The organism is Thioclava sp. JE_KL1 (assembly GCF_009296265.1).
Classification (GTDB): Bacteria; Pseudomonadota; Alphaproteobacteria; order Rhodobacterales; family Rhodobacteraceae; genus Thioclava.
Genome location: NZ_WBJS01000009.1, coordinates 1 through 21,561, shown reverse-complemented (window position 1 = coordinate 21,561; position 21,561 = coordinate 1). Strand labels below are relative to the sequence as shown.

General features: G+C 63.1%; 21 protein-coding genes. 12 read left to right on the top strand and 9 right to left on the bottom strand.

Annotated features, from left to right (window positions below):
• Nucleotides 1-630: 630 nt before the first annotated feature.
• The 4 genes from F8R15_RS16680 to F8R15_RS16665 all read left to right on the top strand — a co-directional run bounded on the left by F8R15_RS16680 (nucleotide 631) and on the right by F8R15_RS16665 (nucleotide 2,809).
• Nucleotides 631-861, top strand: a complete 231-nt coding sequence (locus tag F8R15_RS16680) for an AlpA family transcriptional regulator (RefSeq protein ID WP_166741381.1) — start codon at nucleotides 631-633, stop codon at nucleotides 859-861.
• On the top strand, nucleotides 858-1,199 hold the full coding sequence (locus F8R15_RS16675) for a hypothetical protein (protein WP_152845342.1): 342 nt from the start codon (nucleotides 858-860) through the stop codon (nucleotides 1,197-1,199). Before F8R15_RS16680 ends, F8R15_RS16675 begins: the two co-directional genes overlap by 4 nt.
• Nucleotides 1,200-2,036: 837 nt before the next feature.
• Nucleotides 2,037-2,432 carry a hypothetical protein gene (locus F8R15_RS16670; RefSeq protein WP_152845341.1) on the top strand — a complete coding sequence of 132 codons (396 nt, stop codon included), beginning with the start codon at nucleotides 2,037-2,039 and terminating at the stop codon, nucleotides 2,430-2,432.
• Complete coding sequence (locus F8R15_RS16665; protein ID WP_152845340.1) at nucleotides 2,429-2,809, top strand: hypothetical protein; 381 nt, start codon at nucleotides 2,429-2,431, stop codon at nucleotides 2,807-2,809. The genes F8R15_RS16670 and F8R15_RS16665 overlap by 4 nt, the downstream gene beginning before the upstream one ends.
• Nucleotides 2,810-2,822: 13 nt before the next feature.
• Here the strand turns inward: F8R15_RS16665 and F8R15_RS16660 are convergent, their stop codons facing one another.
• From F8R15_RS16660 to dctP, 9 genes are all read right to left on the bottom strand, one after another.
• The gene (locus F8R15_RS16660; RefSeq protein WP_134332387.1) at nucleotides 2,823-4,088 is read right to left on the bottom strand and encodes a site-specific integrase; all 1,266 of its coding nucleotides are present in this window, start codon (nucleotides 4,086-4,088) and stop codon (nucleotides 2,823-2,825) included.
• A 350-nt stretch (nucleotides 4,089-4,438) separates the two neighbouring features.
• Complete coding sequence (locus F8R15_RS22115; RefSeq protein ID WP_152845339.1) at nucleotides 4,439-5,575, bottom strand: ATP-binding protein; 1,137 nt, start codon at nucleotides 5,573-5,575, stop codon at nucleotides 4,439-4,441.
• Entirely contained in the window at nucleotides 5,572-6,582 is a 1,011-nt protein-coding gene (locus F8R15_RS16650) for an ATP-binding SpoIIE family protein phosphatase (protein ID WP_152845338.1), read from the bottom strand. Before F8R15_RS16650 ends, F8R15_RS22115 begins: the two co-directional genes overlap by 4 nt.
• Nucleotides 6,579-6,998, bottom strand: coding sequence for an ATP-binding protein (locus tag F8R15_RS16645; RefSeq protein WP_246832064.1), 420 nt, complete (start codon nucleotides 6,996-6,998; stop codon nucleotides 6,579-6,581). The genes F8R15_RS16650 and F8R15_RS16645 overlap by 4 nt, the downstream gene beginning before the upstream one ends.
• Nucleotides 6,991-7,335 carry an STAS domain-containing protein gene (locus F8R15_RS16640; protein ID WP_232621759.1) on the bottom strand — a complete coding sequence of 115 codons (345 nt, stop codon included), beginning with the start codon at nucleotides 7,333-7,335 and terminating at the stop codon, nucleotides 6,991-6,993. Before F8R15_RS16640 ends, F8R15_RS16645 begins: the two co-directional genes overlap by 8 nt.
• A gap of 10 nt (nucleotides 7,336-7,345) precedes the next feature.
• Complete coding sequence (locus F8R15_RS16635; RefSeq protein WP_078523189.1) at nucleotides 7,346-8,221, bottom strand: STAS domain-containing protein; 876 nt, start codon at nucleotides 8,219-8,221, stop codon at nucleotides 7,346-7,348.
• A 278-nt stretch (nucleotides 8,222-8,499) separates the two neighbouring features.
• Entirely contained in the window at nucleotides 8,500-9,855 is a 1,356-nt protein-coding gene (locus F8R15_RS16630) for a TRAP transporter large permease subunit (RefSeq protein WP_078572209.1), read from the bottom strand.
• Between the two features lie 3 nt (nucleotides 9,856-9,858).
• Nucleotides 9,859-11,181: a TRAP transporter small permease subunit gene (locus F8R15_RS16625; RefSeq protein ID WP_152845337.1), complete on the bottom strand. Its 1,323-nt coding sequence runs from the start codon at nucleotides 11,179-11,181 to the stop codon at nucleotides 9,859-9,861.
• A gap of 92 nt (nucleotides 11,182-11,273) precedes the next feature.
• Nucleotides 11,274-12,371, bottom strand: coding sequence for a TRAP transporter substrate-binding protein DctP (dctP, locus tag F8R15_RS16620; RefSeq protein ID WP_078541260.1), 1,098 nt, complete (start codon nucleotides 12,369-12,371; stop codon nucleotides 11,274-11,276).
• Nucleotides 12,372-13,015: 644 nt separating this feature from the next.
• Between dctP and F8R15_RS16615 the strand changes: the two genes are divergently transcribed.
• The 8 genes from F8R15_RS16615 to F8R15_RS16580 all read left to right on the top strand — a co-directional run.
• On the top strand, nucleotides 13,016-14,119 hold the full coding sequence (locus F8R15_RS16615; RefSeq protein WP_152845336.1) for a transporter substrate-binding protein: 1,104 nt from the start codon (nucleotides 13,016-13,018) through the stop codon (nucleotides 14,117-14,119).
• Nucleotides 14,116-14,724 (top strand): ANTAR domain-containing response regulator, encoded by a 609-nt coding sequence (locus F8R15_RS16610; protein ID WP_078541264.1) that lies wholly within the window; start codon nucleotides 14,116-14,118, stop codon nucleotides 14,722-14,724. Before F8R15_RS16615 ends, F8R15_RS16610 begins: the two co-directional genes overlap by 4 nt.
• Nucleotides 14,702-15,589 carry an ABC transporter permease gene (locus tag F8R15_RS16605; protein WP_078550588.1) on the top strand — a complete coding sequence of 296 codons (888 nt, stop codon included), beginning with the start codon at nucleotides 14,702-14,704 and terminating at the stop codon, nucleotides 15,587-15,589. Before F8R15_RS16610 ends, F8R15_RS16605 begins: the two co-directional genes overlap by 23 nt.
• Complete coding sequence (locus tag F8R15_RS16600) at nucleotides 15,589-16,509, top strand: ABC transporter permease (protein ID WP_152845335.1); 921 nt, start codon at nucleotides 15,589-15,591, stop codon at nucleotides 16,507-16,509. The genes F8R15_RS16605 and F8R15_RS16600 overlap by 1 nt, the downstream gene beginning before the upstream one ends.
• 81 nt (nucleotides 16,510-16,590) lie before the next feature.
• Nucleotides 16,591-18,222 (top strand): ABC transporter substrate-binding protein, encoded by a 1,632-nt coding sequence (locus F8R15_RS16595; protein WP_152845387.1) that lies wholly within the window; start codon nucleotides 16,591-16,593, stop codon nucleotides 18,220-18,222.
• Between the two features lie 6 nt (nucleotides 18,223-18,228).
• A complete protein-coding gene (locus F8R15_RS16590) occupies nucleotides 18,229-19,188 on the top strand; it encodes an acetamidase/formamidase family protein (RefSeq protein WP_152845334.1) in 960 nt (319 codons plus the stop codon).
• 5 nt (nucleotides 19,189-19,193) lie between these two features.
• Nucleotides 19,194-21,008, top strand: a complete 1,815-nt coding sequence (locus tag F8R15_RS16585; protein ID WP_152845333.1) for an ABC transporter ATP-binding protein — start codon at nucleotides 19,194-19,196, stop codon at nucleotides 21,006-21,008.
• 356 nt (nucleotides 21,009-21,364) lie between these two features.
• The coding region (locus tag F8R15_RS16580) for a hypothetical protein (protein ID WP_152845332.1) at nucleotides 21,365-21,561 on the top strand (197 nt) is incomplete at its 3' end.

Sequence of the window (21,561 nt, the reverse complement as noted above, 5' to 3'; positions counted from 1 at the left end):
CCCCAAGCGGCAATGCAGCAAGTGCCTTCTCGCGAGAGCAAATAACGCGACTGCGACAGAACTGGCCCCGCGGGTGATAAGCACGTGCCTCGCGTTCTTAATCACCACACGTCTTTAATCTTCGCTCGCGCGACGATCACCTAAGGCATATTCGCGCGGTCCACATGAGAAATCGTCGCCATTAAAGCCAAAGCGGGCACACCTTGGATCAGACGCCAGTCTATTCGAGGAACCACGACGAACTTAGACTTTACGGCCTCAATCCGCGCCCGACACAGAAAACTGCCTTGGCTGCAATAAGGTGCGATAACCTCGGCAAGCACCTAGACCGGCCCGTAAATACCCTTCACAGAGTGACTCTTGCGGATTTTTTCGCGCGGCGCGCTTTCATGCCTGAGCGCCGGACCAAGTTCCAAGGATAAAGTGCAGAAAGATGCTACCTCACGATCTATAGCGCGATTTCGGCGCAGAAAATCCCGAGTTTTCCACATAAACCCGACGGCGCGCCCGGTCCTACCCGCTTCGGGAGACGTCTTTTCCGATAAACTGAGATCACGGCGCGGCACAAGGGACCTGCCCCGCCCGACAGCACCTCCCCGGTCTCAAACGCAAATGAAGAAAGAGATGACTATGGAGCATATTCCGCTTCAGGGCGTGGCCCCCTTGCGCCTTATCACGAAGATGGACCTGATTGAGAAACTGAGCTGGAGCGAGGCCTCGATCGACCGGCGGCTTCGCGAAGATCCCGGTTTCCCGATCCCGCTGAGGCTGGGACCGGGGAGCATTCGCTGGCGCCTCGACGAGGTCGAAGCGTTCATCCGCGCCCTGCCGCGCGCCGACTACTTTGGAGCCGAGGAATGAGGCGAGGAACGCGCGGCACGGCAAGCGAACGGGTCGAGGTGACGCTCAAGCCGGAAGAAGCCGAGCGGTTCTGGGCACTCGCCAATGCGGGTGGGTTTCCCAGCAAGGCCGCTTATGCCCGCGCGGCCCTGCTCTCGGGGCATGTCTACAAGAACGATCAGCTGAGCGCGCTCCTTGGTGAGCTGTGTCTCGCCGTGAATGGCCTGCTCTCCCAAGATCGTCCGATCCCGTTTTTTGAGAAGATCCATCCTGAGATCGTTCGCTTCAGCGATGCGATCACCGCTCTGGAAGCCTTCCTGGTGATCGCGCAAGAGGTGCCTAAATGCGACCGCACCTGAGCTGGCACACGAACGCGCACACCGCCGGGCTTTACGCGGACCGCGGGCCGGATGCCCGGTTCATCGGCGGCACGGTTCTGCATCTGGGGGACCGGCTGATCCGCGACCAGATCTCGAGCCTGCGCCCGCGGCATCAGATGGCCCGGCCATATCTGTTCATCACGATCTCGCTCCCGGACACGCTGGAACTTCTTCCCACAGCGAAGATCGACTTCCTGAAGACGATGTTCGAGGCGCTAGGACTCCCTGCAACTGCCGTGCCGTGGATGGCATGGGAGCATTCCGGCAGCGCGGTTCAACATTTCCACTGCGTTGTGCTGACCATGACGTTCGCTGGCCGTTGGATCGATGTCGTGACATCGAAAACCGCGTTGGCGCGCGTCGACCGAGAGCTGTGCCACTGGCTCGGGCTGCCAGCGCCCTACTATTTCGACGAGGGGCGCGGCCCGCGGCTCGACGTTCATTTTCCGAAACGCCGAATTCACTCAAATGCGCGACGGAACCTGGCGAATGTCGTGAACCGGATCTTGATCCAGGACCAGCCCCGCGATTTCCACGCATTCCAACAGGCGATGGCGCGTCGGGGCAACGGCTTCCGCGTCGCTGAGATCCGCAATAATTACGGCGTTCCGAGCTACGCGTTCTCCGGTCCGGGGCTGGAACCGATCTGCGGCGGCGAGCTCTCACCCGAGCTGGAGCCGCGCGTAATGCGCCAGCGTTTCGACCGCGCGCGCGGCCTGCAGAACCTGCGCGCGAGACTGGAGCTGGTCGCGCTGACCCGCCCATTTAACCACACGACCCTGACGAACCAGCTAAACATTCTCAAGGAGCTCAACAATGCCGGTAGAAACCATGACACCGCGCGAGCAGACCCTTTCGCAAGCGGGCCTCACCGCGGCGCATCGCAAGCTCGACAAGATCATCCGAACGGGCGAGACCACGGAGGATCGCACGGCGATGATCCACGATCTTCTCCTCGACCAGCTTCAGCATCCGGAGGGCGATCCGATGGAGCTCGCCCGCCTTCTGAGCGAGTTGATCTCGATGCTCGCCGTGACCATTGGCGAGGTGCAAAAGGCGTCGAAGGAGGTCGCAGAGGGTCAAGCGACGCTGGCCTACCAGATCGACCAGATGAAGGCCGATCAAAAGGCCCGCAACGCCGAGATCGTAGACCGGCAGAGCCAGATCATCGATTTGCTCGGGGGCCAGTTCCCGGATCGCTCGGAGAGATGATCTCCTGGATCCGGCAGGCCGCGCAGGCAGCCGCCACACCGGTTCAGATGCGGGTCGAACCCGCCGCGAGCCGCATCCGCCTTCGCTTTGAGGACGGCGCCGAGATCGGGGTGCGGCGCGACCGGGTGACGCTGCTTCGTGCAGGGCTCGGCAAGGCGCTGCACGCCTTCCTGCCTCGATTTGCGGCCCTATCCGGCATGCTTCGCGCGCCGCTTCCGAAAGATGCGCCACTGCAGACAGGAAAGATCCTCGCGATCACCCGCAGCGCCTACGAGGCCTTGCGGAACACGCGTCCACAGCCCCCTGCCGTCGAGACCGATCCGCCCCCTCCCGATCCCGCCCCGGATCCCGATCAGGACGGCCCGTCCTGGCCCTGAGACCCGTCCCGCCTCAGCGCTGATCGCGCGAGGCAAGATCGCGCAATCGGACCGGATCCTGCCCGTCGGTGACGAAATCGGCCCAGTCCTGCATCAGCTGGGCGCGCTCCTCCAGCAGATCCTCACGTTGATAAGCTGCCTCAAGAGCATTTGGCTCATGGGCAAGCGCAAATTCGATCGCGTCACGCTCGTAGCGTTTTTGCGCCCGCGCCCAGGTTTTGAAACTTGCCCGGAAGCCATGACCCGTGATCGCCGGATCGAAGCGCTTCACGAGGTTCAATGCTGCGTTCTCGCTCACCACACCGGATCGATTCTTGGCCTTGGCGAAAAGCTGGGGCGCATCCCCCGAGAGCAGAGCGATATTGTCGAGTGTAATCGACACCTGCCGGCTCAGCGGCACCCGATGCACGCGCGCCATCTTCATCAGATCCTCGGGCGTGGTCCAGATCCCGGCCTCGAGATCAAAAAACTCCCATCGCGCGAGGCGGCATTCCTTGGTGCGTTTGGCCGAGAGCACCATGAGCATCGCCAGATGCCGGGTCTGCAGATCGCAAGGCGCCGCCATCAGCCAGGCCCAGAAATCCGGCAACTGCTCATAGGGCAGCGATCCGAAATGCCCCTTCTTGTTGCGCACCGGCCCGAGCGCGATCCGGGTGTCGAAATCAGCCGGATTGTCGGGGCGCAATTCGCGGATCTTTGCCAAGGCAAATATCTCCTTGGTGCGGCCCAGCGTGCGCTTGGCGGTCTCATGTTTGCTGTGCCAGATCGGCTGGATCGCGGCGATGACCTCGCCCACCGAAATCTCATCGATTTTCCGCTCGCCGAAATGCGGGAAGATATAGGTCTCGATCGTCGTCCAGTTCTGTTGAATATGCTTGCCGTTGCGCAGGCCCGGTGACTTTTGTTCGAACCAGATTTTCGCCATCTCGCGAAAGCTCGGCGTGACAACCGGTCCCGGCATGTCGGGCTTTTGCGTGATGAGAGCGGCGTCGAGCGTCTCCAATTTGCCGAGCTTGAGAAGGACGCGCAAATCCGCAGCCGGCATTCCGCGCTCTAGCATCAAACGGGTCGCGCCCGCCAGATCGCGCGCGCGGCGCAGACCGATCTCGGGGAAGCGTCCGAGCGTGATCCAGCCCGGCTTGCCCGATTGCCGATGGCGTAACTCAAAAACCTTGGCGCCGCCAGAGAAGAGCCGCAGATAAAGCCCCATGCCGTCATGCACCCGCGACGGACCGACCCCGAATTTCGCCGCCTCGATCTGTTTCGTCGTCAGTCCCATTACGCCACTCCTTCGTCAATCCCGGCGATAAGGAATGTTACCTTTCGGCACTGAGCTCGTCTAAATCCCGGTGGGTGTCGATGAGGAGAGGTGACAGAAAAACTATATTGAAAACAAAGCCCTGCCGGATTCTTCTGAGGTTTATTGAGGAGCAATGAGGGGCGACCGAGACATTCTGTCTCTCCGCCACTTTCCTTTGTTGATCGACACATCAACACTCTGAAAGTGCGCAATCCCTGAAAATGCGACTGTAATCGGACCCTCGGGCCACCCCTGCGCGGCTCATGTTCCTGCGTCCTTCGCCGTGCACCCTTCTGCACCGCGCGCGTCCCTGCGCCATGCCGCGACTGTCAGGCCTGCGCGGGGAACTCGATGCACACGCGCAGCCCATCGGTGCCATCCACGGTCAGGGTCGCGTCGTGCTGGAAGGTCAGCGTCCGGATCAATCGCCAACCCAGAGAATTCGACCGCTCCGGCCGCTCGGCATCCGAGGGCAAGCCGATGCCGTTGTCGGACACCACCAAGGCAATACCGCTTTGCACATCGCCGGAGACCTCGACGCGGATGGTCCCGCTATCCCTGCCGACGAAGGCATATTTGAACGCATTGGTAATGAGTTCGCCGATGATGAGCCCGATGTCGATGGCGAGCTTGCTGTCGAGTTGCAGCTCTGCGCAGCTCACTTCGATATTGGCGTCGAGGCTTCCGCCGCTGAACGCGCGTTCCGACGTCCTTGCGACTTCCGCCGCCATCTCCGCCAGATCGACCTTGCCGGTGTCGGTTCCGCGCTGCATCAGCTCGTGGGCCTTGGAGAGCGCCCCGACGCGGACTTCGAGCTCGGTCAGAACCTGTTGGGTTTCATCCTGTCTGGCCCGCGACTTGCTCATGCGAATGAGCGCGGCGATGAGGGCCAGATTGTTGCCCGTGCGGTGGTGAAGCTCCTGCATCAGCAGGTCGCGTTCCGTGATCTCCTCGCTCAGCTCGCGGTTTTGTTCGTTGAGCGCCGCCGTCGGATCCTTGGCGCTGAGGGCATCGAGCGCCTCGGTCGCCTGATCGACGAGCTGGGCGCCCGCCGGCAGAACGGCAGAAGACACGAAAACCGCATCGATGCGCGTGCCCTCATGGCCGGTCTGGACATCGAAACGCGTGGCGATCCGCTGCACGCCGCGAAGCCCCAGCCCCATCCCTGTCGCGGAGGACGGCGCGCCATCAGGCTGAAGGTTCTCCTTCGGGATGCCCCGCCCCTGATCGGTCACGAGGAGCCCTAGTGCAGGCTTGCCCTCCGCCTCGGTCAGCGAAAAGGTCGCGCGGCCCTTCTGGCCATGCTCGATCGCGTTGCGGCCGAGTTCGACGACGGCTGTGACGGTCCTTGTGCGTTCGAAGGAGCTGAATTGGAGAACGCTGGTCAATGTCATCGCGACGTCGCGCAACCGGGCGACGTCGGTGCTTTTTTCGAGGGTTACGGTGGTGAGCTTCGTCGTTTTCACTGCTCGCGCTCCCGGTTGATACGCAAGACGACGATGCTGGCGTCGTCGCGTCCGCGGAAGGCCCGATCCAGAAGGAATCCGGCAATCAAAAGCGGGCTTTTCTTCAGCAGTCCGGGCGGGAAATGCGCCTCCCGCAAGGTTTTCAAACCGTCGCTATGCAGGATGACCATGTCCCCCGCCTCCAGTTGCACGACTTCCTCGTAGCCATGGGTCGCCGCGCCACCGATGCGACCGTCCCGCACCGCCATCCGGCGAATGCCATTCGCGCCGACCAGCAAGGAGGAGATATTGCCAAGCGCCGCGTAGCGCAGCTCCATCTGCGGTTGGGCGATATGCATCAGCGCAGCCACCGCGCCGCGCCGCCCGACCAGCCGCTCGGTAATCTGGCGCATCAATTTGCCCGGCTCGGACGAGAGCCCGCCCGCAGCGCCAGCGGCCTCGATGACTTCGCTGGCGGCTTCGGCGGCGGCAGGGCCATGCCCGAGGCCATCGCAGAGCAACACATCGGTCGCGCGCGGGGTCTGACGGATTTGAAAATCATCGCCGCAAGTGACTTCGTTCGGGTGGCAGACGCGCAGCCCCACAGCGTCGACGCCGCAATCAGCCCCGTCGCGTCGCCCGCCAAAAGTGCACACGATCGTCGTCCCGGTGTCGGGCGAACTAAAGATGTCGAACGTATCCGACAGGCGCACGATCGCCCCGAGCCCGAGCCCGGCGGAATCGGTGGAGCTTTCGCCGTCCTGGAACATCCGGTCGATATCCGCGATCCCCGGCCCGCGATCGGTGAAGATCATGTTGATGACATCGGCGCCGGGCTGCCGCACGAGTTCGATCAGGGCGCGACCACGCTCTGCGTAGCGCAGGATGTTCGTCGCGGCCTCCGTGGCCACGATCGCGAGTTCGCCGACGCGAGTCTCGGGAAGACCGATCTCGACGCCATGGCGCCGCGCAAGCCGCCTCACGACGGCCACGGCGCTGCGATCATCAATTTCGACCCACTGGTTCATAGCTTCACGCTCATGGAAACGGTTGTTCCTTTCCCGGGCGCTGAGTGGACCTCGAACCCATGTGAGAGGCGTTTGGCGCCGCCAAGACCTTTGCCGAGCCCGCCCGCGGTCGTATAGCCCTCGGACATGGCCAGCGTCACATTTTCGATCCCCGGTCCCTCGTCCCGGCATTCGACGCGCAGATACTCGTTACGACCGTCGAGATAAATTGAAATCTTGCCGCCGCCACCGTGGACGATGGCGTTGCGGGTGATTTCGCTCACAGCCGTCGCGAACCGGGTGATCCGCACCGCCGACAACCCGCGTTCCTTGAGAATTCGCGCAACCGCCTGGCGCGCGGCGACGACATCGCGACTGGTCGCGAGCGTTATCTCCGCAACCGCGGGTCTGCTGGATGTTTCGTTTGGATCAGGCACGCCGCAACTGAGTGAGTGCATGGGTCAGGCTGAGCGCCGTACGGGTCTCGGGCAGATACATGCCCAGCTCCACCAAGGTCACCGCAACCGCGGGCCGCATCCCCACAACGTAGGTTTCAGCGGCCAGCAGCTTGGAAATGCCAGCGAGCTGCGCAATGACACGGCCGACGAAGGTATCGACGATCTCCAGCGAACTGATATCGAGAATTACGCCTTTGACGTTTTCCTTCGCGATCCGGTTCGACAACGTGTCCTGCAGCTCCACGATTTCCGTATCGGTGACGTCGTCCTGAATGGAGACGAGAAGCGCGTTCTCGACCAGGTTTATGGACGTCACACCCGACACGTCAGGAAACCTCGCTGGTTTTGATGACGTAGCCGACCTTCTGCAATGCATCGGCCAGGGCCGTGCGGATGCTGGACCGGGTAGACACCGTGCCCACGTCGATGCCGAGCTGCACCATGGTCTGCGCGATCATCGGGCTGATGCCGCTGATGATGCATTCCGCGCCCATCAGGCGCACGGCGGCCGCAGCCCGCAAAAGGTGCTGCGCAACCTGCGTGTCGACCGTGCCGACACCGGTGATGTCCATGATCACCACCTCGGCCTGCCGCTCGAGGATCGTCTCCAGCAGGTTCTCCATGACCTCCTGCGCGCGGGCGGAATCCAGCGTGCCGATCAGCGGCAGCGTGAGGACCCGGTCCCAGAGCTCGACAACCGGGGTCGAGAGTTCGAGCATTTCCTGACGCTGGCGCTCTATGATCTGATCACGCTCGCCGATGAAGATCTCGTTGGTGTAGATCGCGAAAGCATCGACGAGACGGGTCACCATCAGCACGTCGCTGATAAGCTTGCCGCTTTCGATATCCGTCATCGCCTCGAGCCGCGTAAACAGCGGGGCTTTGAGGGCCAGCACGAAGGTCGCCATCTCGGTCGGCGTCACGCCACGGCCGACACGTTCCTTGCTGACATCGGCAAGAACGGCGCGCAGGTCTTCCCACTCGTCGTCGTCCAGGCTGAACTCTTCATTCACGACGCCCGCACGGACACCTTTGGTGAAGGCCTTCAGAAGTTCCTGGTTCTGCGCACGGCTCTCGGAGTCGGAAAACAGGTCAGAGCGTTTCACGCCCTCTTTCACCTGAGTGCCAAGCCACTCCTCCACGACGCCGGAGAAATCGGATTCGAGGATGTTCAGGATATTTGCCGTCGCTGTTTGCGGCATGTGCAGGCACTCCAGTTCTTTTCAATACAGCAGGTAAGCCAATTAGCCGCGGTAAAGTCAACGGCTTGGACGGGTCGGTTGCCGCAACGGAGATTGATCCGGAGAAGTATCGCTCAAGGTCCGAAAGTTGCCGGCAGACTTTCGCAGACGGCGATTTTCTGCGTGAGGATACCCCGTGGCACCCTGCCGAGGCTTACGGCAGGAACCTGAACCGACAGACAAAAAAGCCCCGCGCACTGCGCGGGGCTCGTCATTTCTTCCGGTCCAGGTGCGAGCGATCAACCGTAGACCAGCTTCGGCAGCCAGATGATGATCTCCGGGAAGAACATGCATAGCAACAAGCCCACCACCTGAAGCGCTAGGAACGGCAGCGCCGAGCGGAAGATGTCGCCCATCGGGATTTCCGGCGGTGCCACCCCGCGCAGATAGAACAGCGCATAGCCGAAGGGCGGCGACAGGAAGCTCATCTGCATGTTCACGAGGTAGAGCACCCCGAACCACAGCACGAGATCATCAGGATCGCTCAGCCCGAAGGCCTCGGCGCCGAGCGCCTTCACGATCGGCACGAAAATCGGCACGCAGAGCAGCAGGATGCCGACCCAGTCGAGGAACATGCCCAGAATGATCAGCACGAGCTGCATGATGATCAGGATGCCCCAAGGCCCGAGCCCGGTCGCCTGCAACGCGTTCTGCACGAACTGCTGGCCGCCCTCGAGCACGTAGAGCCCGACGAAGATGGTCGCGCCGAACATGATCCAGATGACCATCGCCGAGGCCTTGAGCGTGGTGACCGCGGCTTCGCGGATCGTCTGCCAGTCGAGCTTGCGGTGGATCGCCGCCACGATGATCGCGCCGAACGTGCCGATGCCAGCCGCTTCCACCGGCGTCGCGACACCGGTGAAAATCACGCCCAGCACGATCACGATCAGCGAGATCGGCGCCGACATGTTACTCATCAGGCGGATCTTCTCGCGCCCCGTGATGCGCTCTTCCGGCGGGATCGGCGGGCCCATCTCGGGATTGATCGCGCAGCGGATCAGCACATAGGCCACATACATGCCCGACAGAAGAAGGCCGGGAATGACTGCGCCGATGAACAGCTCGCCCACCGATTGCTCGGCCACGACCGCGTAGATGATCGCAAGGATCGACGGCGGAATCAGGATGCCGAGCGTGCCGCCCGCCATGATCGAGCCCATCGCGATCTTCGCGTTATATCCGCGATCGAGCATCGCCGGCAGCGCGATGATCCCCATCGTCACCACCGCAGCCCCGATCACGCCCACCATCGCGGCCAGCACGGTCGAGGCGATGATCGTGGCCGCGGCCAGACCGCCGCGCACCCCGCCCAGCACCTTGTAGATGACGTCGAACATCTCGTTGATGATCCCCGCCCTCTCCAGCATTGACGCCATGAAGATGAACAAGGGGATCGCCGAGAGCTGGTAGTTCGTCATCAGCGGGAAGATGCGGCTCGGCACGATGTTGAGCGCGCGTTCGTCGCCCAGCACGAACAGGAAGACACAGGCCAGACCGCCCGTGACGAAGGCCAGTGGAAGCCCTGCCATCAGCAGGACGACCAGCGAGCCGAACATGATGAGTGTCAGCCACTCAATTCCAATTTCAAGTCCCATGTATCAGCCCCTGCCCATTACGATCCGCAGATCTTGTGCGAATTTCGAAATGCCCTGCAGAACAAGCAGCAGAGCGCCGATCACCATGACCCATTTCATCGGCCACAGAGGCACCTCCCATTCATTGAAGCTGATCTCGCCCCAGCGGACATTCGCATCGGTCCACTGTGCGAAGTTCCAGTTCGCCAGCATCTCGCCGGTCGGAATTTCGCCGCGTGCCCATTGCGAGATGAGCCCGTTGCCCGTGGGCACGGCGATCGCGTCCATCGCGAAGATCCACGACGTCACCAGCAATGTGCCCGCGAAGATGAAGAAGAAGACCGAGGTCAGCAGGTCGACCCACGCTTTGCGCGGTTTCGACAGCGGCGCGTAGAAGATATCGACGCGAACATGGCTCTCGGTCAGCATCGCATAGGCGCCCGAGATCAGGTATTGCATCCCGAACATCAGATACATCGCCTCATGCGCCCAGTTGGTCGGGCTGTTGAAGACGTAGCGGCTGATCACCTCGAAATAATAGACGAAGACCGCGATGATCGCCCAATAGCTGACGAATTCGCCCGCCTTGAGCGACAGCCGGTCGATCCAGCCGGTCCAGCCCGACGAGATATGACGGGAGTCGTCTTTCATCTCCTCGTCTTCGAGCGCTTCGAGGCGCCGCTCGACCTCGCTTTCCTCCTCGTGCTCGGGCAGCGCGGCATTCGCGCGCCGCACCAGCATCGGAAGCAGGAGCGCGTCGATGACGATCCCTGCGAGCAGTACCCAGAAGGCATATTTCGAGATGCTGCGCCATTTCGCGAGCACGGCGGCAGCCGCGTCCCGCTTCGGGCGCGCTTCGACGAGATCGGCCTGCGCCTGTTCGATCACCGCCTCGCCATCCGTGACCCGCTTCTCGGCGCGATCGACATTTCGCTGCGCGCGCTTCTGCGCGAAGCTGCCTTCCTCGGCGGCTGCCAGTTCCTCGCGCAGCTTGGGCAGATCGGCCTGCGCCGTGTCGACGCGTTCCTGTTCGCGCTCTAGCGAGCGCTCGGCCATGCGCACCACGTTCGACATGTCGGAGACCGTGCCGCGCGCATCGTGACCTTGCGCATTCGCATAGAGAATGGCGATGAAGACCGGGATGAAGAGAAAGCCCAGCAGGCTTTTCACATAGAAGCGATGCAGTCCCAGCATCCCCCCGGTCACGAGAATGAAATAGCCCAAGGAGAGCGAATAACGCCGCTCCGTCTTGCGTGGCCGGTTGGCCAGCGTCGCCGCAATGATCGGGAAGAGGATCAGCCCCGCCCAATAGGCCCAATGCGGTAGAGTAAAGTCGATACTGGGCATTGCCCACCCCCTGTTGCCGGGTCATGCCCAGCCATCAGTTGAACCGGGCCCGCGCCAAAGGGCGGGCCCGTCACACTGTCTGTCGGATCAAATCAGAGCTTCAGTTCCAGACCGTCGACCAGATCGGGCGTCACATAGCCCAGCGAGCCGGACATCATGTAATCGAGCTGTGTCTTGAAGATCCGCGCGCTGTCCTTGTCGCGATTGGCGTATTTGAACCAGATCGGAACGGCGACTTCGGTCATCAGCTCCACATCGTCCTGGCTGAGGCGCGTGACCTCGGTGCCGTCGGCCTCGAACTTGGCCCAAGCCTCCTGGTCGGCCTTCTGGATCGCCGCGTGATGCATGTCGGAATAGACGTGGGTCTCCATCTCGACGAATTGCTTCATCTCGGGGCTGAGCTTGTTCCACGCGTCCATGCCGACGGTGATGTCCATGATGTCCACCGGCTGATAGAGCGACATCATGCCGGGCGGGCCCATCGAGATGTAGCTGGTCACCTGGCTGAAGCCGAGCGCGTAGTTCACCGCCGGGCCCACATAGTCGGCCACGTCGATCGTGCCCTTCTCGAGCGCCGGGAAGATCTCCGAGCCCGGAAGCACGGTGGTCTCCGCGCCGATCTCGCCGAAGACATCGGCGACCATGCCGCCCGGAAGGCGCATCTTGCGGCCGCGGAAGTCGTCGATCGAGCGGATCGGCACCTTCGAGTGGATGATGTTCGGGCCGTGATGGACGGGGCCCACGAAATACATGCCCTGCGCCGCATAAAGTTCGCGCGCCATCTCCAGCCCGCCGAGGCCGTAATAGAACACGTCGAATTCATGCGGGTTGCGCAGACCGAGCGGATAGGACGTCAGGAACACCCCCGCCGGGATGATACCCTGCACGTAGATGGTGAACGGGTTGACCGCGTCGAGCACGCCGTTCTTCACCGCGTCGTAGAGCTGGAAGTCGCCCACGACGTCATTCGCGCCGAACGGCTGGAAGGCGAGTTCGCCACCGGTTTTTTCCTGAATCGTGGCGCACCAGTCCTTGAAGGTCTGGAGACCGACGCCGCCCGGCCACGAGGTCTGGATTTTCCAGGTCGTGCCATTGGCTTGGGCCGAGGCGATATGCGGAGCAGCAAGGCTGGCAGCGCCCGCCGCGGCAAGAGTGCGTAACGCATGTCTGCGAGTGGTCAGATTTTTCATGGTTCCTCCCCGTTTGGTTGCGACCCCGACAGATGCGGGACCGAAGTGAGCGGGAGGGCGAAAACACGCGACGGCACTCCTCCAAGCGAATCGCGGTTTCGTGAGTCGGCGTGAACGCCAAGCTTCCGACGTCTCCTCAAAAGCGGAAACTCTCTTTCCTCCCCCTGTGTGTGCGAGGTTTGCACGGGTTATGTCATTTCGCAAGTATTCACGAATTTGCGTGCGTCCGTGATCCCGGGAAAGGCGAACGTCCTGTCTCACCCCCGGAACTGCTGCGACGGAGCAGGTCGCAATCCGAAACTCCGGTCGCCATCAGGACCCGGGCGCCCTTCGATCTGGACCGTCATTGCAGACGATTTTTGAGAAATCGCCACGCGCGATTCTCACTGCGGCGTGAGACTAATCCGCGCTCACATGACGCTTTTGTGCACAAATTTTATGCAACTCACCCTGAAAATCCCGCTCTGACTCCCGATCCCGGCGCGGTTTCGCAATTTGCGCTTGTCCGCTGACGGGCGCGCTGCAAACCTAAACACACATCGGAATAACCCGAACGGCATTCGCGCCTCGCTTTGACTCCGCACTTTAGCGGTCAGTCAGCGGGGCGTTTTGCGTTTTGGCTCAGAGGGTCTGCAAGAGTGGAAATGAAGAAACGGATTGAACTTGGCCTGCTGTATTCCCGCTCGGGAAGCTATTCGCTGATCTCCGAAGCCTGCCGGACCGGGGCGCTCAGCGCGATTGCCGAGATCAATTCGATGCCCGATCTCCCGATCACCTTCGCCCCGATCGAGCGCGATCCGCAGGGCAATATCGACGCCTACGGACCGCTCTGCGAAGAAATCCTTCGCGACAGCGACGCCCGCCATGTCGTCGGTTGCGTCACCTCGTGGAGCCGCAAAGAGGTGATCCCGACGCTGGAGAAGGCGGGCGGGACGCTTTGGTATGCGGTGCCCTATGAGGGGTTCGAGGCGTCCGATCATGTCGTCTACACCCATGCCTGCCCGAACCAGCATCTGCTGCCGCTGCTTGGCTGGGCCTTTGCGCGGCTCGGGCGGCGGGGCTTCCTGACCGGCTCGAATTACATCTGGGGCTGGGAGATGAACCGGCTTGCGCGGGACGTGATCCTCAGCGCCAGCGGCGAGGTTCTGGGCGAGCGTTACCTGCCGCTCGGCTCGCTGGATGTCGAGCGGATGATCAATGAGATCCGCGCGACCCGGCCCAATTTCATCCTCAACAATCTGATCGGCCCGTCGCAATACGCTTTCCTCGAAGCGTATCACAAGCTCGGGCAGGAAGACGCGCATTTCCGCCCCGAGACCTGCCCGATCCTGTCGTGCAACCTGACCGAATGCGAGCTGCCCGCCATTCACCCGGACGCGGTCGAAGGGCTGGTCGCCGCAGGGCCCTATTTCCGGGGCGCGACCGGCTGGCCGCAGGCGCAGCGCAATTTCGGCTCCTCGCATGAAGCCGCCGCCTGGTCGTCGGTCTATCGCCTCGCGATTTTGCTCTCGGGGCATGAAGACGCCGCCGAGCAGAGCCTCGCGCAGCTGTTGCACGATGCGCCGCAGGGCTCGGAAGGGATCGACCTGTCGACCCATCACACCGCCCTGCCCGTCCTGATCGCGCAGGTCGAGAACGGCGCCTTCACGGTCCGCGAGCGGTTCGACGCCGTCGCGGGCGATCCCTATCTCGCACGCGGCCGCAATCCGATCGCGCCCGGAGCCCCCCGGCTGAAGGTGGTCTCATGAAGCGCAAGATCCGCATCCCCGATCTCGGCGGCGCGCGCGCCTACATCCTGCATCGCCCCCACGCGACCGTGCAGGCGCTCGAGCGGCAATTGCGCGCGATCGGCCTGACGGTCGTGCATTGCTGGCCCGAACTGCCCGCCGAGGCTCTTTCGGGGGATTTCGTCTTCTTTGACGCCGATCAGGGCTATGACGAGCAATTCCCGTGGAAACCGGGCGAAAGCCCGATGCCGATGATCGCCTTGATCGGCACCGAAGCGCCGGGCCGGATCGAATGGTCGCTGGAGGCCGGCGCGCATGCGCAGATCCTCAAACCCGTGGGCGATGGCGGGGTCTATTCGGCGCTGCTGATCGCGCAGCTCGCTTTCGAGGCGCGGGCGCAGCTCTCGGGCGAGATCGCGGATCTCCGTCGCAGGCTCGATGAGCGCCAGACGGTGGTGCGGGCGGTCACGCTGCTCGCCGCGCGCGGCAAGAGCGAGGCCGAGGCCTATGACCAGCTGCGCCAGATGGCGATGGCCTGGCGCGTGACGTTCGAAGACGCCGCGCGCCGCATCGTCGCCAACCATGACGAACAAAGGAAGAGTGATGACCGACGCGACCTTGGCTGAGGGACCGGCCCGACCGCAAAGCGCCCTGCGCCGCCTGATGCGCCGCAAGCTCGCGCTGCTGGGCTTTGCGATCATCGCGATCGTGACGCTCGGGGCGATCTTCGCGCCGTGGATCGCGCCATTCGAGCCGCAGGAGCAGATGTTCGACGGGCTAACGCTGGAAGGCTCGCCCATGCCGCCGGGCGAGAAGTTCTGGCTCGGCACCGACCTGCTGGGCCGCGACCTGTTCTCGCGTATCCTCTATGGCGCGCGGACCTCGCTGATCATCGGTGTGGTCGCGAACGGCCTCGCGCTGATCATCGGGACGCTGATCGGCGTCACCGCGGGCTATTTCCGCGGCTGGATCGGCGCGGTGCTGATGCGCTTCACCGATCTGATGATGGCCTTCCCGGCTCTGCTGCTTGCGATCTGCCTGGCCGCGATCTTCACGCCGTCGCTGTGGATCGTCGCGATGGTGATCGCGCTGGTGAACTGGGTGCAGACCGCCCGCGTGGTCTTTACCGAGACCTCGGCGCTGGCCGAGCGCGAATTCGTCGCCGCCGAGCGCACGCTGGGCGCAGGGACGGTGCGCATCCTGTTCCGTCACATCCTGCCGCATCTGGTGCCGATGATCATCGTCTGGGGCACGCTGGGGATTTCGACCACGGTGCTGCTGGAGGCGACGCTGAGCTATCTCGGCGTGGGCGTTCAGCCGCCGACGCCAAGCTGGGGCAATATCATCTTCGAGAACCAGACCTATTTCCAGGCGGCCCCGTGGCTCGTCTTCATCCCGGGCGCCGCGATCTTGCTGCTGGCGCTGTCCTTCAACCTCGTAGGGGACGCGCTGCGCGACGTGCTCGACCCGACGCAGAGAGGGCGTGAGTGATGCTGGCCTATCTGATCCGCCGCCTGATCCAGGCCGCCCTGATCCTGCTGGGCGTGTCCTTCATTACCTTCTTCCTGCTCTTCGTGCTGCCGGCCGACCCGGTGCGCCAGATCGCGGGCCGCTCGGCCACGCCGGAGACGGTGGCCAATATCCGCCACCAGCTTGGCCTCGATCAGCCCTTCATCGTGCAATACTGGCACTATCTGACCGGGCTGGTCCAAGGCGATATGGGGCGCAGCTATCTGCAGAAGACCGAAGTCGCGACCCTGATTGCCGCGCGTCTGCCTGCGACGCTTCTTCTGATGCTGGGCGCGATCGTGGCCGAGCTGATCATGGGGCTCACGCTGGGGATCGTCGCTGCGATCCGGCGCGGGGGCGCGCTCGATCAGTCGCTGATGATCACCTCTTTCGTCGCGGTTTCTGCCCCGCAATTCGTGATCGGCCTGCTCCTGCTCTATGTCTTCGCGGTCAAGCTGAGCTGGTTCCCGATCGGCGGCTACGGCAGCTTCTCGAACCTCGTGCTGCCTGCGCTCACGCTCGGGATCATGGGCTCGGGCTGGTATAGCCGGATGATGCGCTCGAGCATGATCGACGTGCTGCGCTCGGATTATATCCGCACCGCGCGCGCCAAGGGTCTGCGGCGTTTCCGGGTGCTGGCACTGCACGCGATGCCCAACGCCATCCTGCCGATCATCGCGATGATCGGGATCGATATCGGCATCTTCATGTCCGGCATCGTCGTCGTGGAAAGCGTCTTCGGCTGGCCCGGTATCGGGCAGCTCGCCTGGCAGGCGATCCAGCGCGTCGACATTCCGATCATCATGGGCGTCACGCTCGTTTCCGCCTGCGCGATCGTGCTGGGCAACCTGCTCGCCGACCTGATCACCCCTTTCATCGATCCGCGCATCAAGCTGCGCTGATCGCAATCAGATACCCCGGGCCAACCGGGGAGCGAACCAAAAGAAAAGTCCAACTGACGGAGAACACCTCAAATGAGCCTGATGAAAAACATCCTTGCCACAAGCGCGCTGTCGCTCTCGCTGGGTCTTGCCAGCTTCGCCTCGGCGCAGGACTACCAGCCCGATCCGAACGCCAAGCCCGGCGGCAATATCATCGTGACCTACAAGGACGATGTGGCCACGCTCGATCCGGCGATCGGCTATGACTGGCAGAACTGGTCGATGATCAAATCCGTCTTCGACGGTCTGATGGATTACGTCCCCGGCACCACCGAACTGCGCCCGGGTCTTGCCGAGAGCTACGAGATTTCCGACGACGGTACGACCTTCACCTTCAAGCTGCGCAAGGGCGTGAAATTCCACAACGGTCGCGAGATGACGGCCGAAGACGTGAAATACTCGCTCGACCGCGTCACCACCCCCGCGACCCAGTCGCCCGGCGCCGGCTTCTTCGGCTCGATCAAGGGCTATGACGCGATGGCGGACGGGTCCGCCACCAGCCTCGAAGGCGTGACCGTCGTCGATCCCTACACCGTCAAGATCGAGCTTTCGCGCCCCGATGCGACCTTCCTGCACGTGATGGCGCTGAACTTCGCCTCGGTCGTGCCGAAGGAAGCGGTCGACGAATACGGCACCGATTTCGGCAAGCATCCCGTCGGCACCGGCGCGTTCAAGCTGTCTGACTGGACCATCGGTCAGCAGCTCGTGTTCGAGAAGAACGCCGACTACTGGCGCTCGGGCGTGCCCTATCTCGATAGCATCACCTTCGAAGTCGGTCAGGAGCCGATCGTAGCGCTGCTGCGCCTGCAGCAAGGTGAGGTGGACGTGCCCGGCGACGGCATCCCGCCGGCGAAGTTCAACGAGGTGATGGACAATCCCGACGAGGCCAAGCGGGTCGTCGTGGGTGGCCAGCTGCATACCGGCTACATCACGCTCAACGTCCAGATGGAGCCCTTCGACAAGGTCGAGGTGCGGCAGGCGATGAACATGGCGATCAACAAGGACCGCATCGTGCAGATGATCAACGGCCGCGCCACGCCCGCGAACCAGCCGCTGCCGCCGTCGATGCCGGGCTATACCAAGGATTACGAAGGCTATCCCTTCGATCAGGAAAAGGCCAAGCAGATGCTCGCGGATGCGGGCTATCCCGACGGGTTCGAGACCGAGCTCTACGTGATGAACACCGACCCGAACCCGCGTATCGCGCAGGCGATCCAGCAGGACCTGTCGCAGATCGGCGTGAAGGTCGACATCAAGGCGCTGGCGCAGGCCAACGTCATCGAGGCGGGCGGCACGCCGAAGACCGCGCCGATGATCTGGTCGGGCGGCATGGCGTGGATCGCCGACTTCCCCGATCCGTCCAACTTCTACGGGCCCATCCTGGGCTGCGCGGGCGCGGTCGAGGGCGGCTGGAACTGGTCGTGGTATTGCAACGAGGAACTCGATGCGATGGCCACCGAGGCGGATTCGATCACCGATCCGGCCAAGCAGGAAGAGCGCCTGCAGAAATGGTCCGACGTCTACATGAAGGTCATGGAAGACGCCCCGTGGGTCCCGGTGTTCAACGAGAACCGCTACACCATGAAGTCGGGCCGTATGGGTGGCGCAGATGCGCTCTATGTCGACCCGGTCTCGATCCCGGTCAACTACGACTACGTGTACGTGACGGAGTAAGCGCGCATGTGCAAAGCCTGTGACTATACGATCCATGGCGCACAGCACCATTTCGGCTGGGACAACTCGTTTGTCCCGGCCGAGACGGTGGCCCCGGGATCGACCATCGAATTCCACTGCCACGACAGCTCGGCCGGACAGCTCGGGCCGTCCTCGACGGTGGAAGACGTCAAGACGCTCGATTTCGGCAAGATCAACCCGGTCTCCGGCCCGATCTATGTCGAAGGGGCGAAGCCCGGCGACGTGCTCAAAGTCACCATCGACAGCTTCACCCCGCGCGAGCAGGAAGGCTCGGCCTGGGGCTGGACCGCGAATATCCCGGGCTTCGGCCTGCTGGCGGATCAGTTCGAAGATCCGGCGCTGACGATCTGGAAATACGACGCGGCCTCGCCCGACAAGGCGCTTTGGGGCAGCGAAGGCAAGGTCGGCCTCAAGCCGTTCTGCGGCACCATCGGCGTCGCCCCGGCCGAAAAAGGGCTGCATTCCATCGTGCCCCCGCGCCGCGTGGGCGGCAATCTCGACATTCGCGATCTGGCTGCGGGCACCACGCTCTATCTGCCGGTCAAGGTCGACGGCGCGCTGTTCTCGGTGGGCGACACCCACGCCGCCCAAGGCGACGGCGAGGTCTGCGGCACCGCGATCGAGAGCCCGATGAACTGCGTGCTCAGCTTCGATCTGATCAAGAACGAGACGCTGAAATTCCCGCGCTTCACCACGCCGGGGCCGGTCACGCGCCACCTCGACACGGCGGGCTACGAGGTCACGACTGGCATCGGCCCCGACCTGATGTCGGGCGCGCGCGATGCGGTCTCGGGCATGATCGACCTTCTCTGCGCGCAACGCGGCATGTCGGCGGTCGACGCCTATATGCTGGTCTCGACCTGTGGCGATCTGCGTATTTCGGAGATCGTCGATATGCCCAACTGGGTCGTCAGCTTCTATTTCCCGAGAAACGTGTTCGAATGATCGAAATGAAACAAGCGCAAGCCGGGGCTGTCACGGCCCCGGAGCCCGCCCAGCCGGTGCTGTCCGTCGAGGGGCTCACGATCTCGGTGCGCTCGGAGGGGCACGAGCGGGCGCTGGTCAGCGATCTGAGCTTCACGCTTGCGCGCGGCGAGACCATCGCCATCGCGGGCGAGAGCGGCTCGGGAAAATCGCTGACCTCTCTGGCCATCATGGGGCTGTTGCCGCCCCCTGCCCTTCGGATCAGCTCCGGCGCTATCCGCTTCCAGGGCGAAGACCTCACGCGCCTGCCCGAAAGCCGGATGCGCGCGATGCGCGGCAATCGCATCGCGATGATCTTTCAGGAGCCGATGACGTCGCTCAACCCGGTGCTGAGCATCGGCCTGCAACTTTCCGAGGCGATCCGCGCGCATGAGCCCGTCTCGAAACGCGAGGCCCGCGCCCGCGCGCTCGAGGCGCTGCGCCGCGTGCGTATCTCCGAACCCGAACGCCGGATGACGCAATATCCGCACGAGCTGTCCGGCGGCATGCGGCAGCGCGTGATGATCGCGATGGCGCTGGCGCTGCGCCCCGACGTGCTGATCGCCGACGAGCCGACCACCGCGCTCGATGTGACGGTGCAGCGCGAGGTGCTCGACCTGCTGCGCGATCTGCAAAGCGAGATGGGCACCGCAATCATCCTGATCACCCATGACATGGGCGTCGTTGCCGAGATGGCCGAGCGGGTCATCGTCATGAAACAGGGTCAGGCGGTCGAGACGGGCGCCGTCTCGCAGATTTTCACCGCCCCCCGCGAGGCTTATACGCAGGACCTTCTGGCCGCGGTGCCGCGCATGGGCGATGGCAGCGGTGCTGCGGGCGCGTCCCCGGATGCGAAACCCGTGGCGCGGCTGCGCGACGTGAAGGTGCATTTCGACATTCGCGGCGGGATCCTGTCGCAGGTCACGCATCGCGTCCACGCGGTCGAGGGCGTCAGCTTCGACATCATGGAGGGCGAAACCTTCTCGTTGGTGGGTGAAAGCGGCTGCGGGAAATCCACCATCGCGAAAGCGCTGACCGGCCTCGTGCCGCATCAGGGCCGCATCGAGGTCGCGGGACACACGATGGGCGGGCTGAGCGCCGCGAAAATGAAAGAGATGCGCCGCGACGTGCAGATCGTGTTTCAGGACCCGATGGCGGCACTCGATGCGCGGATGCGCGTGGGCGATCTGGTGGCCGAGCCGCTGGTCATCCACGGGATCGGCACGCCCGAGGAGCAGCGCGAAAAAGTCGCGGGCCTCTTCGAGCGCGTCGGCCTAACCCGCGATCAGCTCGACCGTTATCCGCATGAGTTCTCGGGCGGTCAGCGTCAGCGGATCTGCATCGCCCGCGCGCTAGCGCTGCAGCCGAAACTGATCATCGCGGATGAGAGCGTCTCGGCGCTGGATGTGTCGGTGCAGGCGCGGGTGCTGGACCTGCTCGAAGCACTGAAACGCGAATTCGGCATCGCGTATCTGTTCATCAGCCACGACATGGCGGTGGTCGAGAATATCTCGGACCGGATCGCGGTGATGTATATGGGCCAGATCGTGGAGATGGGCACGCGCGCGCAGATTTTCGGCGCGCCGCAGCATCCCTACACCAAGCGCCTGATGGCGGCCGTGCCGATCCCCGACCCCGACAAGGTCCGCGAGCCCACGCCGCGCCTGTCCGGCGAGGTGCCGAGCCCGGTCTACAAGCTGGGCACCGGACCGCAGCGCCTGATGCTGCGCAATCTCGGAGACGGGCATCTCGTGGCGGATAGCGACCTGCCCGCGATGCCGACCGAGACGGCGGCTGAATAGCACGAAACCGCGCACAGGGCGGGCGGAATTCTCCGCGCCGCCCTGTGCTTTCAAGGCCGTTTTCGGGCTGCAAACCGCAGCCCCTTCTCAAGGCCATTCATAGGCGGCAAAACAAAAGCAACATCCACCCCGTCGCTTTTCCGCAACACCCCGAACACCCCACCAAATCATTGATGCAAATCAAAGAAAGCTTCCGGGCGGAAGCTTAGCGTGGTGACTGAAGTCCGTGCGAGGGAACTTCTGAAACGCGCCGAGGCAAACGCACGGACAGGTTGTCAGTTCAATTACGTAAAGAGTGGCTTGATTGACGTACGATTTCTTGTCGTAGCGTTTGCCTTGGGGAATGGGGACAAAGAATGTCGAATACACTACTCACCAATTTGAAACGCACCGTAGCGCCCGCCGCTTTGCTGCTGTGCCTCGGGAATCCGGCCTGGTCGGGCACCTTTGATGACGCACCCGTCATCAGCGTGACCGGCGATGGTCTCATCTTCTCCGATCCGGCGGAAGGCGTGCAGCCGCCCGGCCTCAAGGCCGTGACGGGGGAGGTCAA